The following is a 13,247-nucleotide window of genomic DNA, read 5'->3' as shown; positions in this document are numbered from 1 at the left end:
CGAATTCAAGATGCCCGACGTGGGCGAGGGCCTCACCGAGGCCGAGATCCTCAAGTGGTACGTCCAGCCCGCTGACACCGTCACCGACGGGCAGGTCGTGTGCGAGGTCGAGACGGCGAAGGCGGCCGTGGAGCTGCCCATCCCGTTCGACGGCACCGTCCACGAGCTGCTGTTCCCCGAGGGCACGACGGTCGACGTCGGCCAGGTCATCATCTCGGTCGACGTCGGCGGCGGAGCGGAGCCCGCCGCGCCGGCGGCGCCGGCCGCGGCCGCCGCCCCGGCGCAGGAGCCGGTGGCCGAGCCGGTGGCCGAGCAGGCTCCGGAGGGCCGTCAGCCGGTCCTCGTCGGTTACGGCGTGGCCGCGTCCTCCACGAAGCGACGGGCCCGCAAGGGCGCCGTGGTGCCCGGCCAGGCCGCCGCCGCGATTCAGGGCGAGCTCAACGGCCACGGAGGTGTCGCCACCGCGGCCCGCCCGCTGGCCAAGCCGCCGGTGCGCAAGCTCGCGAAGGACCTGGGCGTCGACCTGGCGACGGTCGTCCCGACCGGCCCGGACGGCATCATCACCCGCGAGGACGTGCACAAGGCGGCCGCCCCCGCGCCCGCCGCGCCGGCTCCGGCCGTCGAGGCACCCGTACCCGCTCCGGCCGCCGCTCCCGTTCCGGCCCCCGCGGCTGCCGTGTCTTCGGACGCGCGGGAGACCCGTATCCCGATCAAGGGCGTACGGAAGGCCACGGCGGCGGCGATGGTCGGCTCGGCCTTCACCGCGCCGCACGTCACCGAGTTCATCACCTTCGACATCACGCGCACGATGAAGCTGGTCGAGGAGCTCAAGTCCGACAAGGACATGGCGGGTCTGCGGGTCAACCCGCTCCTGCTGATCGCCAAGGCCGTCCTGGTCGCGATGAAGCGCAACCCGGACGTCAACGCGGCCTGGGACGAGGCCGCCCAGGAGATCGTGCTCAAGCACTACGTGAACCTGGGCATCGCCGCGGCCACCCCGCGCGGTCTGATCGTGCCGAACATCAAGGACGCGCACGCCCAGACCCTGCCGGAGCTGTCCAAGTCCCTGAGCGAGCTGGTCTCCACTGCCCGCGAGGGCAAGACCACCCCGGCGGCGATGCAGGGCGGCACCTTCACCATCACCAACGTCGGCGTCTTCGGCGTCGACACCGGTACGCCCATCATCAACCCGGGCGAGTCCGCGATCCTCGCGGTCGGCGCCATCAGGTTCCAGCCGTGGGTCCACAAGGGCAAGGTGAAGCCTCGCCAGGTCACGACCTTGGCCCTGTCCTTCGACCACCGCCTGATCGACGGCGAACTCGGCTCCAAGTTCCTGGCCGACGTCGCCGCGATTCTGGAGCAGCCGAAGCGGCTCATCACCTGGGCGTAAACGCCTGACGTTGTTTCACGTGAAACGCCCGGACGGCGGCACTCCGCCGCACCGGGCGTTTCCCGTTTTCCCGTGCCGGTCACGCTTGGCGAAAATACCTGTGGTGCCCCCGGGAAAGGCCTTTCTAGAGTCGTCGCCGACCGAGAACCACTTCGCTCGAACCAAGCTCGACACGAAGGGGGAATCATGAAGCTGTCGCTCAAGACGGCCCTGCGGGCCTCGACCATCCTGGGCGGAGCCGCACTCCTCGCGGTGACCACCGCGACCTCGGCCTCGGCGACCGTCACCGCGTCCCACGGGTCCGACCGGGCGCAGGCCACGGCGTACTCGATGCGGGCGTACGACGGGGAGTCGGACGGCAACGGCGTGTACGCCGACGCCTACCTGGCCAACGGCGCCCACGTCTCGCAGTGGGACGGCAACGGCGCCCACGGCGACTGGGGCCCGTGGGCCACGTACAACTCGCAGATCAAGCAGTTCCGGGTCTGCGAGGACCACACGGGGTGCTCGGCCTGGATCTACTGGCCCAGCTAGGCCGCGGGTCTGACCGCTTGAAGTGAACGCCCGGTCGGGGACGGCGCCTCCCCGACCGGGCGTACGCGTGCGTGGATACGATCACCTCGACGGGGGCCGGGGCAGAACGAGGGGGTGCCGTTTGACGTACGCGACAGAGCCGGCCGAGGAAGCCCGGATCGAGGATGCGGGCAACATCCTGGTCGCGCCTTCGACGCTGCGGGACGACGAGCTGAGGAAGGACTTCTTCGGGTCCGTCGTCGCTCCGGAGGACCTCGAATCCGGTGCGCTCGACCTCGCGCGGAAGACCGTCTACCTGTGTGGCGACATCGCCGCGATCAGCCGCCTTCCTCTGCGTGCGGCCGCCCGGGTGTTCGTGATCCGGGAACTCTCGCACGGCTGCCACGAGGACGCCGACGAACCATGGACCCTCGTGGACCTCGGCCGGGTCCCCCTCCGCGTGCACGGCGTCGGCGTGTACTACCGCCGCTTCTTCGCACCCGGCGACGACCACTTCGGACGCATCACCGCGGAGCACGCCTTCCAGTCCCTGACCGAGTCCACCAAACCCGGGGCCGCCCGTCGCAGCGGCATCTATCTGACGCCCGTCACGCGACACGGTGACGACCTGCATTTCCGCCTGCTGCGGTGCTCCACGAACCTCTCGGGGCCGACCGAGGGCTTCCGCCCGACCGACACGAGCATCGTCGAGGCCCTGAACGTCGAGGCCGCCTCCGTCTTCCGGAATCACGCGCCCCTCAACCACGTCCTCGCGCAGATCTACCACAACACCCGTGCCACGCCCGAGCGCAAGCAGTCCAAGGCCAGGATCTCGGCCCACGCCGACAAGACCAAGGACATGCCCGCCAACGGCGTCATGGCCTTCTGCACCTTCTACGACCGGCTCGACGGGCTGCAGCCCCTGGCCGACGACCCCTTCGACCACGGCGTGAAGGGCGTCAGCGCCCTGACCGGACTGCGGTTCCGGCTCAAGGAGCCGAACGGCGGAGGCGACCGGCCCGGGCTCCCTCCCCAGTTCACCGTGACCCTCCATCCCGGCTCCGTCTTCTTCATGCCGCTGTCCACCAACCGCCTGTACACGCACGAGATCCGGCCCTCGGCGCTGGACGCCGACCTGCTCCCGACCCGCCTCGGGTACGTGGTGCGCTGTTCGAGCGCCGAAGCCGTCCACCGGAACGGCGACACGTTCCTGAAGGCGGCCGGAGGCGGTCTGGTGAAGCTGGAGCCGCCCACGCCGGCCGGCATGGACGAGCTGCGCCGGCTGTACGCCGAGGAGAACAGGACCTCGGCCTTCATCGACTACGGCGACGCGTTCCTCTTCAGCATGAACTCGGGAGACTACGTTGCGCCCCGCGTCTAGCATCGCCGACGAGATCGTCTCGTGCGTTCTGCCGGCCGAGGAGAACCTCTTCGCGGAGCTCTCCGCGTCGGTTCGCTGGGAAGACGTGGGAAAGGGCCGGCGAGCCGCCGTCATCGCCCGGGTCGACGCATCGGGCGATGTGCCTCTCGTACGCACCACCGCCCGGTACGGCAGCCCGGCGCAGCGCTTCCGGCCGGCGCACGAACGGCTGGCGCAACGGATCCAGGAACGCGCGGCGCTTCCGGCCGGCTTCAACAACGCCCTCGTCGAGACGTACACGAACGCCTATCGGACCATGGGCAGCCATTCCGACCAGGCGCTCGATCTGGCCGACGAGTCGTTCATCGCCCTCTTCTCCTGCTACGAGGACCCCGGAGCGAGCCCGTCGAGAAAGCTGATCTTCGAGTCGAAGGACGGCGGCGAGAAGCACGAGATCCTCCTCGCCCACCACGGCGTCGTCGCCTTCTCCCTCGAAACGAACCGGCGGCTCAGGCACCGCATCGTCTGGGACGCGCCCGCCGGCACGGCGGACAACCCCTGGCTGGGAGTGACGTTCCGGACGTCGAAGACCTTCGTCCGGTTTCGCGACGGACACGCGTACCTGCCGCACGGGGCGCGCCTCGTGCCGGCCGACGACGAGCAGAGGCGCGCGTTCTACCGGTTGCGACGCCGCGAGAACGACGAAGCGGACTTCGTCTACCCCGCGCTGACCTGCACCGTCAGCGAGAGCGACCTGATGCCGCCGGTCTGAGCGATGCCGCCCGTCCGCCCCGTCCGCTGAGGGCAGTGCCGTCCGCGATGCGGACGGGTCTGCCTCTTGCACCCCTGTTGTATCTATGCTGTGCGCATGCCGTCACCAGCGCCTTTGCCCGTCAGACAGCCCCCCGCCGCCGACCGCGTCTACATGCACGTCAAGCAGGCGGTACTCGACCGGCGTTACGAGGGCGGCACGCTGCTCACCGAAGGGGAGCTCGCGCAGGCCGTCGGGGTGTCCCGCACACCGGTGCGCGAGGCGCTGCTGAAGCTGGAGATGGAAGGGCTGCTGAAGCTCTACCCGAAGAAGGGCGCCCTGGTGCTCGCCGTCTCCGCGCAGGAGATCGCGGACGTCGTCGAGACCCGGCTGCTCGTCGAGGAGTTCGCCGTACGGCGGGCCGTGCCCGCGCCGCCCGCGCTCGTCGCGCGGCTCGAAGAGCTCCTGGAGGAGCAGAAGCGGCGGGCCGAGGCCGGCGACCTGGCCGAGGTGGCCGTCACCGACCGCTGCTTCCACGCCGAGATCGTCAAGCACGCCGGCAACCAGATCCTCGCCCGGCTCTACGACCAGCTCCGCGACCGGCAGTTGCGGATGGGCGTCGCGGTCATGCAGTCGCAGCCCGACCGGATCGCCAAGAACATCGCCGAGCACGCCGAGATCCTGGAGCGGATCAAGGCCGGGGACGTCGAAGGGGCCGCGCACTGCGTGCGGCAGCACCTCAGCTGGGTCAAGGTCCTGGTGCGGGGTGACGAGCGATGAGCGGCCGTGACGGACACGGCTCCGGAGCCGGCCTGCCCGGCGATCCGCCCGGCGGCCGGCGCGCCGTCCTCGTCTGGGGCGTCGGCGTCGCCGTCTACTTCGTCGCCGTCATCTTCCGCACGTCCCTCGGCGTCGCCGGACTCGACGCCGCCGACCGGTTCGGGGTCAACGCCTCCGCGCTCTCCACCTTCTCCATACTCCAGCTGCTCGTGTACGCGGGCATGCAGATACCCGTCGGCCTCATGGTCGACCGCCTCGGCACGAAGAAGGTGCTGACCATCGGCGTCCTGCTGTTCACCCTCGGGCAGCTGGGCTTCGCGCTCTCCCCCTCGTACCCGATGGCACTCGCCTCCCGCGCCCTGCTCGGCTGCGGCGACGCGATGACCTTCATCAGCGTGCTGCGGCTCGGCACCCGCTGGTTCCCGGCCCGCCGCGGGCCGCTGGTCGCCCAGCTCGCCGGTCTCGTCGGGATGGCCGGAAACCTCGTCTCCACGATCGTCCTCGCCCGGCTCCTGCACGGAGTCGGCTGGACGGCCGCCTTCGCGGGCAGCGCCGCCGCCGGCGTGGTCGTCCTCGTCCTGCTGCTGCTCTTCCTCAAGGACCACCCCGAGGGCCACGAGCCCGAGCGCTCCCCCGAGCTCTCGGCTTCGCTCGAGCAGGGGGCACCCCCCTCGCACGCGGGCGCCGCCTTCGTCCGCCGGCAGATCGCCGAGTCCTGGCGCGAGCCGGGCACCCGGCTCGGCATGTGGGTGCACTTCACCACCCAGTTCCCCGCCATGGTGTTCCTGCTGCTCTGGGGGCTGCCCTTCCTGGTCGAGGCGCAGGGCCTGACGCGGGAGACCGCCGGGGAACTGCTGACCCTCGTGGTGGCCTCCAACATGCTCGTGGGGCTCGTCTACGGCCAGATCATCGCCCGGCACCACGCCGCCCGCGCGCCGCTGGCGCTCGGCACCATCGCGGTGACGGCCACCCTGTGGGCGACCACCCTCGTCTACCCCGGCGACCACGCGCCGATGTGGCTGCTCGTGACGCTCTGCACCGTGCTCGGTGCCTGCGGCCCCGCCTCGATGATCGGCTTCGACTTCGCCCGCCCCGCCAACCCGCCGGAGCGGCAGGGCACCGCCTCGGGCATCGTCAACATGGGCGGCTTCGTCGCCTCCATGACGACGCTCTTCGCGGTGGGCGTGCTGCTCGACGCGACCGGCGACGACTACCGGATCGCCTTCTCCTCCGTCTTCGTCCTGGAGGCCCTGGGCGTCGTCCAGATCCTGCGCCTCAAGGCCCGCACCGCGCGACGGGAGCGGGAACGGCTCGTCGCCAGCCGCGTGGAGGCCGTGCACGTTCCCGCGTGACGATCAGTTCGGGGTCACCGCGAAGTTCGCCAGGATCGCCCGGGCCAGGTCCTCGTCGCCCTCCGTCTTGACCCGGTCGGCGACGTCGGAGGGGCGGACGCGGCCGCAGGCCAGGCGGACGTACGTCTCCCAGTCCGTCGCCAGCGTCACGGCGGGGCCGAGCGACGGGGCGCCGTCGACGGTGCCGTTGCCCTCGGCGTCCACGCGGACCGTGCGCAGGAACTCCACCGGGCCGCTGACGTCGAAGACCACCGCCGACTGCGGGGGCGCCCCGGCGTCCCTGGCGACCACCTTCGGCAGGGCCTCCAGGAGCACGTCACGGGTGACGTACGCGCCGGGGGAGTCCCAGTTGCCCGGGGTGCCGAGCGTGGCGCGCAGATCCTGCTCGTGCACCCAGCAGTCGAAGGCCCGCATCCGGTACGCCAGTTCCAGGGTCTGCTCGGCGCCGAGGGGGGCGCGGATCAGGGCGTCGGGCTGCCGGTTCTCGTTGCGCAGCTGGCGGGCCCGGCGGATCAGTACGTACTCCAGCTCCGCGGTCATCTCCGGCGCCGTGTGGTGCCGCCGCACATCGACCTGCATCTCCATGTAGCGGGCGAAGTCGGTGCGCACGTGGTAGAGGTCGCGGGGCAGGGTGTGGATGGGGCGGGGGTCGCCCAGCATCTCGGTCTCCATGCCGATGACGTGGGAGACGATGTCGCGGACGGACCAGCCCGGGCACGGCGTGGCGCGGTTCCACTCGCCCTCGACGAGCGGCTGCACCAGCTCGGCTATCGCTTCGATGGAGTGGGTCCAGGCATCGGCGTAGTTCTGGAGGCTGGGATGGACGGTCACGGGACCCCTCGGCGGTTCTTCGTGCTCGGGCTGCTGGCGTAGCGGGCGGGCTGAAACATGACTGCGTGGAGGCTCGGACGCTAAGTTACGCTGCCCGAAGGCACCCCGGCAGTGCTTTCGTGTGACGATCGTAGGCCGGTGTTGACGGCTCGAATGCCAGGACGGTGGTAGTGTGCGCGCCTCACTGATCCAGATCGCGGTAGACCCGGACGAACCGGTCGAGGACCGGCGGGCGCGCGTGGCCCGGCTCGTACGGGAGGAGCGGGGCGCCGCCGATCTCGTCGTCCTCCCGGAGCTGTGGCCGATGGGCGCCTTCGCCTACGAGGCGTTCGCCGCCGAGGCCGAGCCGATGAAGGGTCCCACGTACGAGGCGATGTCCGCCGCCGCGCGGGACGCCGGGGTGTGGCTGCACGCGGGATCGGTCGTGGAGGCGGCCGGCGGCGCCCTCTACAACACCTCGCTCGTCTTCTCCCCCGACGGCGAGCTCGCCGCGAGCTACCGCAAGATCCACCGCTTCGGCTTCGACAAGGGCGAGGCCGTGCTGATGGCGGCCGGCGAGGACCTGGTGACCGTCGCCCTGCCGCCGCTCACCGTGGGCGTCGCCACCTGCTACGACCTGCGCTTCCCCGAGCTGTTCCGCGGCCTCGTGGACGCCGGCGCCCAGGCCTTCGTGGTCCCGGCGGGCTGGCCGGCCCGGCGCCTCGCGCACTGGACGCTGCTCGCGCGGGCGCGCGCCGTCGAGAACCAGGCGTACGTGCTGGCCTGCGCGACCGCGGGCACGCACGCCGGCGTGGAGCAGTCCGGGCACTCGCTCGTCGTCGACCCGTGGGGCGAGGTCCTGGCCGAGGCGGGCCCGGACGAGGAGATCCTCCGCGTCGAGCTGGACCCGGCGAAGGTCACGACGACCCGGGAGCAGTTCCCGGCGCTGAAGGACCGGGTCCTGGGCCGCCCCTGAACGTGCCCGGGAGCACCCGGGGCTCTCCTGCACGGGCCCGGGAGCACTCCGGCCCGCCCCTGAACAGGCCCGGGAGCACCCCCGGGGCGCCCCCGGGACGCCGCTAGGCGTTGGCCTCGGCCCACAGCTCGGTGGCCCTGCGGACACCCGCCTTCACGGCGCCGAACCGGGTGAGGGCCGAGCGGTCCACCCCGGCGAAGATCAGCGCCAGGGAGAGGTCGCCGCCCTCCGCCCGCCCCGTGGCCTGGACGGTCAGCTTCCGGCCCTTGCCCCGGCCCGACTCGCGGACGGTCACCGTGACGCCCGGGTCCTCCTCGTCGGCCGCGCGGGTCAGCACGTAGCCGCGCTTGTCGAGGGCCGACAACCGGTAGTCGTCACCCGCGTGACGCAGCATCAGAGACCGCTGGTGCAGCGTGGCGCCCAGGCGGTTGCGGGTCATGTACACGACCCGGTCGCCGACCCGCAGCGTGGCCCGGTTCAGGGTCGGCAGGTCGAGGTTCTCGGCGTGTATGCCGCGCGACTCGTAGCTGGCCGGCGGGACGAGACCGCCGCGCAGCTCCGAGGTCACGATCTCCGGGAGCGTACGGGGCAGCGGGCAGACCAGCGTGAGCTCGCCGAACTCCGGCGAGACGCCCCGCCAGCCGTTCAGCCGTTCCGGCCGCTTCCCCTCCTGCCAGCGGTGCAGGGTGAACGGCGTGACGGTGGTGTGCACGGATACGGCTCCTTTGGGCGGCGGTCGGACGGCGGCGGCGCTCGGGCGGCGACGAAGCTCAGACGGTGATGGCGTTCAGGGCGGCGGGCCGGACCTCGGCCTCCGGCGCGGGCGGCGCGTATTCGGCCCACGCCGCCGCCAGTCTCCCCACCGCCGTGACGAGGGTGTCGTGCGGCAGGAGGAAGTGCAGCCGCAGCATGCGGGCGCTGCCGCCCAGGGCGTCCATGGTCGAACCGGGCAGCACGGCGACGCCGTGGCGCAGCGCGAGCTGGGCGAACGAGACGCCGTCGCCGTACGGGAGCCGCACCCACAGCGTCTGGCCGCCCGCGGCCGGCGGGCAGTCCCAGGAGGGCAACAACCGGGCCAGCTCGGCCCGCAACAGGTCGTGACCTGCTCGCAGTTCCGCCACGCGCGAGCGGACGATCGGGTCGAAGTCGCCCAGCAGCCGGGCCGCCACCAGCTGCGCCGGAACGTCGCTGCCGAGGTCGTGCAGCGCCTTCAGCCGCGCGAGCCGCGCGATCAGCGGCGCGGGGCCCCGCACCCAGCCGATCCGCAGCCCGCCCCAGACCGACTTGCTGAGCGACCCGATGCCGACGACCTCCGTGCCGTACGCGGACAGGGGCGGCGGCCCTTCGCGCCCGCCGACCCCGGCGTCGGACCCGGCCCCCGCTCCCGCCCGAGCCTCGGGCCCGTCGAGCCGCAGCTCGCCCAGCACCTCGTCGTCGATCAGCGGCACGCCGTACGCCTCCGCCGCCTCGACCAGGCGCCGGCCGAGCAGCGGCGGCAGGACCGTACCGGTCGGGTTCTGGAAGCGGGGGATCACATAGGCGAGGGCCGGGCGGTGACGTTCCATCACCCGGATCGCCGCGTCCACGTCGAGCCCGTCGGGGCCCACCGCCACCGGGTGGGGTACGGCTGCCGCCTCCCGGAACAGTTCGAGGGCGCCCGGATAGGTCGGCGCCTCCACCAGGACCCCGTCGCCCGGCGCCACGAGGAGCCGCGTGAGCAGGCCGATGGCCTGCTGGGCGCCGGTGGTGACGAGGATCTGCTCCGGGCCGGTCGGCAGGCCGCGGCGCGCGTAGCGGCCGGCGACTGCGGCCCGCAGCGCGGGCAGACCGGCCGGGTGGTAGCCGAGGTCGTCCGCGGGCAGCACGAGACGCGCGTACGCCTCTGCGAGCGCGGGCGGCGGTGACGGCGGTGCCGCGCAGCTCAACAGCAGGACGTCGTCGACCGGTTCGAGCAGGTGCAGGAACATCGGGTTGGACGTCTCCGTCACCCGCGGCTCCCCCGGCGGCGTGAGCGCGGCCGGTGCCACCCGCGTGCCGCTGCCCTGCCGGCGCACCAGGCGCCCCTCCTGCCGCAGCGTCTCGTACGCGGCGACCACTGTCGTCCGGCCCACCGAGAGCGCGCCCGCGAGTCTCCGGTCCGGGGGCAGCGCGGCCCCCGGCGGCAGCAGGCCCTCGTCGATCAACTGCCGTACACGGGCGGCGAGAAGCAGGTACATCGGCCCGCGTCCGGCCGACCAGCGGCCGAGCCAGGCCACCAGTTCGCCCAGGGAGGGTGTCATTGGATCCATCGGCGGACCAATCTGCCGGGATTGGATCTGTGGGCGCAAGCCCGCCGTCCACAGACTGAACGTCATGAGCGCCGACCTCCTTCCCGACACGTCCCGTCCCGAGACCCTCGCCGTCCACTCGCCGCAGCCGGAGATCCGCGGCAGCCGGCCGCTCGGCGTGCCCCTCCACCAGGGACACGTCTTCGCTTTCGAGAGCGCGGACGCCCTCGCCGAGGCCTTCGAGTCGCCCGACGCCTTCCTCTACAGCCGGATGGGCAACCCGACGGTCCGCGCCCTGGAGACCGCGGTCGCCCGCCTGGAGGGAGGCGCCGACGCCCACTCGTTCGCCTCCGGCATGGGCGCCATCAACGGCGTCCTGCTCGCGCTGCTGTCCACCGGCGGGCACGTCGTCGCCCAGCGCTGCCTGTACGGCGGCACCTACGCCGTCCTCACCGACCTCGCCGAACGCTGGGGGGTCGAGGTCACGTACGTCTCCGGGACCGACGCCGACGAGGTGCGCGCCGCGCTGCGGCCGGAGACCCGGCTGCTGTACCTGGAGACGATCGCCAACCCCACCACCCGGGTCTCCGACCTGCCCGCGCTGATCGCCGTCGCGCGGGAGGCGGGCGTGCCCACCTGCGTCGACAACACCTTCGCCTCGCCGCTGCTGTGCCGGCCGATCGGCTACGGCGCGGACATCGTCGTCCACTCCGCGACCAAGTACCTCGCGGGCCACGCCGACGTCCTCGGCGGGATCGCCGTCTTCAAGGACGTCGGGACGCACCGCCGGGTCCGCCACCACGCCGTCGAACTGGGCGCCGTGACCGACCCGTTCGCCGCGTGGCTGACGCTGCGTGGGCTGCAGACCCTGCCGCTGCGCGTCGAGCGGCAGTGCGCGAACGCCGCCGAGCTGGCCGGCCGGCTCGCCGCCCACCCGGCGGTCGCCGCCGTCCGCCACCCGGCGCTCGCCGGGCACCCGGACCACGAGGTGGCCGCGCGGCTGCTGCCGCGGGGCGGCGGCGGGGTGGTCTCGCTGGACCTGGCGGGCGGGCGGGAGGCCGGGCGGGCCTTCGTCGAGGCGGTGCGGGTGGCCTCGCTGAGCGTCTCGCTCGGCGACGTGAAGACCCTGGTCATGCACCCGGCCTCGACCTCCCACCGCCAGCTGGACGAGGCGGCGCTCACGGCGGCGGGCATCGGCCCGGGCACGGTCCGGGTCTCCGTCGGCATCGAGCACGTCGAGGACCTGTGGACGGACCTGGCCCAGGCGCTGGAGAAGGCCGCCGCGGCCGGGACGGTCTGAGCCGGTCCGAGCCGGTCCGAGCCCGTCAGTCCTCCCGTTCCCGCTCGGCCATCCGGATCACGCACACCGCGATCGCGACGAGCAGCGCGGAGTCGGCGTCCTCGCGGACCACGTTCACGGCGTAGGTGTCGCGGACGTGGAACCACTGGCGCGAGATGTGGGCGAGGAGTTCGCCGTCGTACTCGACGGTGAACTCCCGGTCCAGGATCCGTCCGCTGACGTCGAGTTCGGTGCCCTCGACGAGGGTGACGCGGTAGTGGTTGCGCAGCAGCGAGAGCCGTTTGCGGCGCACGGTGGCGAGGGGCCGCTCCTCCCGCTCGATCGTCATCGTGTCGCGCAGGCTGAACATCTTCTGCCGCAGCGTGATCAGCACCCGCCCGTCGGGGTCCTTCAGCTCCAGGGTGTCGCGCAGCCGCAGCGCCTTCCCGTCGACGAGGAAGGCGTGCCGGCCCCGCTCGTCCTCGATCCAGTAGTCGTCGCCGATGGCGAAGATCTTGTCCCGTACCAGGTATTTCATGACGGAATGCCTTCCCCGTCACGGGGAGAAGTAGCGGGTGAACGGGTCGGAGCTGACGCCGAGCTCGGTGCCGAAGGGCGTGTCGAGCTGGTGGATCAGGAGCACGGTGAAGGCGATGAAGCCCGACAGGCCCATCACCAGGATGACGTGGGTGCTGCTGCGGTTGAGGCCGAAGAGGAACATGAAGGCGACGGTGAGCAGGCCGCCGATGACGAGTCCCGCCCACAGGACGACGGAGAGGCGTTCGTCGGCCGCCGCCTCGCGGCCGCGGCGGGCGTCGTCCACGTAGCCGATCTGGGCCAGCACCTCCTGGGCGGCGATCTGCTGGGACGTGGTGCCCTTGCCGCGCAGCTCGCCCGCGGCGCGCAGCCGGTCGAGCAGCGCCCAGCCCTCCGCGCCGAGGGGCTCGCGCTCGGCCATCCTGGCCCATTCGACGTCCACGACGTGCCCGGCGTACGTACGGGCCGCCTCGCGCAGCGGGCGGCGCTGCTCGGCGGGGAGGGCGTCGGCCAGGAGGTACGTCTGGTGCAGGGCGCTCGCCTCGGCCTGGACGCGGTCGTCGGCGGTGGCGCGGTTGTCCCAGACCGAGACCAGGCAGAGGCCGAGCACCAGCGCGTAGAAGACCGACACCATCATCGAGATGTACTCGGCGACGTCCTCGCGGGGCAGGTCGTCCGGCCGCCGTGGGAAGAGCTTGGTCTTGAGGTACACCGCGAGGGCGGCGAGCAGGGCGACGGCGAAGATGACGGTGAGGGTTTCCAGCAGGGCCATGAGGTCTGGGGTCTCTTCCGGGCGCTCAGTGGTGGCGGCGGCTGCCGAGCAGCGCGGCGGCGACGGCGGCGGGGATGAGGATCAGCAGCAGCGTCAGGACGACGCCGCGCCGGGGGAGTTCGCGGGAGCGGCGCTGCAGGCGCGCCAGCAGGCCCTCGTCCCCGGCGGCGGTGACCCGTTCGGGTGATACCGGGGGCCGCTGGACGGCGGGCACCTCACCCACGGCGGGCACTTCCCCCACGGCGGGCACCTCACCCACGGCGGGGACCTCGCCCGCGCCGGGTGCCTCGTCGGCGGCGCCGGGAGGCCGGGCCGCGGGGGGAGCCGGTGGCGCGGGAGGCGGGGGAGGCAGGCCGGAGCCCTGCGGTGGTGCGGCGCCCGGCGGCGGTGCCGCGCCCGGTGGCAGCGCGCCCGCGCCCACGGCGTCGAGGGCCGCCCCGGCGAGGGCGGCCGCCGCCTG

The 13,247-nt window shown here is 72.7% G+C and carries 13 protein-coding genes and 1 pseudogene; 9 read left to right on the top strand and 5 right to left on the bottom strand.

The features are described from left to right. Positions 1 to 10: 10 nt before the first annotated feature. From ACFVGS_RS23860 to ACFVGS_RS23835, 6 genes are all read left to right on the top strand, one after another. Positions 11 to 1,390 carry a dihydrolipoamide acetyltransferase family protein gene (locus ACFVGS_RS23860; protein ID WP_385693626.1) on the top strand — a complete coding sequence of 460 codons (1,380 nt, stop codon included), beginning with the start codon at positions 11 to 13 and terminating at the stop codon, positions 1,388 to 1,390. Positions 1,391 to 1,576: 186 nt separating this feature from the next. Then, on the top strand, positions 1,577 to 1,924 hold the full coding sequence (locus ACFVGS_RS23855; protein ID WP_384411450.1) for a hypothetical protein: 348 nt from the start codon (positions 1,577 to 1,579) through the stop codon (positions 1,922 to 1,924). A gap of 121 nt (positions 1,925 to 2,045) precedes the next feature. Beyond that, complete coding sequence (locus ACFVGS_RS23850; RefSeq protein ID WP_385693598.1) at positions 2,046 to 3,284, top strand: hypothetical protein; 1,239 nt, start codon at positions 2,046 to 2,048, stop codon at positions 3,282 to 3,284. After that, entirely contained in the window at positions 3,268 to 4,035 is a 768-nt protein-coding gene (locus ACFVGS_RS23845) for a hypothetical protein (RefSeq protein ID WP_385693597.1), read from the top strand. The genes ACFVGS_RS23850 and ACFVGS_RS23845 overlap by 17 nt, the downstream gene beginning before the upstream one ends. A gap of 96 nt (positions 4,036 to 4,131) precedes the next feature. Then, positions 4,132 to 4,794, top strand: a complete 663-nt coding sequence (locus ACFVGS_RS23840; protein WP_384411454.1) for a GntR family transcriptional regulator — start codon at positions 4,132 to 4,134, stop codon at positions 4,792 to 4,794. Continuing rightward, entirely contained in the window at positions 4,791 to 6,146 is a 1,356-nt protein-coding gene (locus ACFVGS_RS23835; protein ID WP_385693596.1) for a nitrate/nitrite transporter, read from the top strand. Before ACFVGS_RS23840 ends, ACFVGS_RS23835 begins: the two co-directional genes overlap by 4 nt. 3 nt (positions 6,147 to 6,149) lie before the next feature. On the opposite strand, the gene ACFVGS_RS23830 is transcribed toward ACFVGS_RS23835, so the two are convergent. Beyond that, positions 6,150 to 6,977: a maleylpyruvate isomerase family mycothiol-dependent enzyme gene (locus ACFVGS_RS23830; protein ID WP_384411458.1), complete on the bottom strand. Its 828-nt coding sequence runs from the start codon at positions 6,975 to 6,977 to the stop codon at positions 6,150 to 6,152. 172 nt (positions 6,978 to 7,149) lie between these two features. Between ACFVGS_RS23830 and ACFVGS_RS23825 the strand changes: the two genes are divergently transcribed. Then, positions 7,150 to 7,932 carry a carbon-nitrogen family hydrolase gene (locus ACFVGS_RS23825; protein WP_385693595.1) on the top strand — a complete coding sequence of 261 codons (783 nt, stop codon included), beginning with the start codon at positions 7,150 to 7,152 and terminating at the stop codon, positions 7,930 to 7,932. Positions 7,933 to 8,035: 103 nt separating this feature from the next. Here the strand turns inward: ACFVGS_RS23825 and ACFVGS_RS23820 are convergent, their stop codons facing one another. Both ACFVGS_RS23820 and ACFVGS_RS23815 read right to left on the bottom strand, forming a co-directional pair. After that, a complete protein-coding gene (locus tag ACFVGS_RS23820; protein WP_384411461.1) occupies positions 8,036 to 8,644 on the bottom strand; it encodes a hypothetical protein in 609 nt (202 codons plus the stop codon). A 58-nt stretch (positions 8,645 to 8,702) separates the two neighbouring features. Continuing rightward, the gene (locus ACFVGS_RS23815; RefSeq protein WP_384411463.1) at positions 8,703 to 10,211 is read right to left on the bottom strand and encodes a PLP-dependent aminotransferase family protein; all 1,509 of its coding nucleotides are present in this window, start codon (positions 10,209 to 10,211) and stop codon (positions 8,703 to 8,705) included. Between the two features lie 73 nt (positions 10,212 to 10,284). On the opposite strand from ACFVGS_RS23815, the gene ACFVGS_RS23810 reads away from it, so the two are divergent. Beyond that, on the top strand, positions 10,285 to 11,499 hold the full coding sequence (locus ACFVGS_RS23810) for a trans-sulfuration enzyme family protein (protein ID WP_385693594.1): 1,215 nt from the start codon (positions 10,285 to 10,287) through the stop codon (positions 11,497 to 11,499). Between the two features lie 25 nt (positions 11,500 to 11,524). Here the strand turns inward: ACFVGS_RS23810 and ACFVGS_RS23805 are convergent, their stop codons facing one another. After that, complete coding sequence (locus ACFVGS_RS23805) at positions 11,525 to 12,016, bottom strand: LURP-one-related/scramblase family protein (protein WP_384411467.1); 492 nt, start codon at positions 12,014 to 12,016, stop codon at positions 11,525 to 11,527. Between the two features lie 115 nt (positions 12,017 to 12,131). Between ACFVGS_RS23805 and ACFVGS_RS23800 the strand changes: the two genes are divergently transcribed. After that, complete coding sequence (locus ACFVGS_RS23800) at positions 12,132 to 12,305, top strand: type VII secretion protein EccE (RefSeq protein ID WP_385435754.1); 174 nt, start codon at positions 12,132 to 12,134, stop codon at positions 12,303 to 12,305. A gap of 507 nt (positions 12,306 to 12,812) precedes the next feature. Here the strand turns inward: ACFVGS_RS23800 and ACFVGS_RS23795 are convergent. Further along, positions 12,813 to 13,247 (bottom strand): annotated as a pseudogene (locus ACFVGS_RS23795) (hypothetical protein); the annotation flags it as partial.

This window comes from Streptomyces sp. NPDC127114, from assembly GCF_042677525.1.
GTDB lineage: Bacteria > Actinomycetota > Actinomycetes > Streptomycetales > Streptomycetaceae > Streptomyces.
Note: the sequence above shows the minus strand (reverse complement) of the source record. Positions and strands in the feature narration are given on the sequence as shown.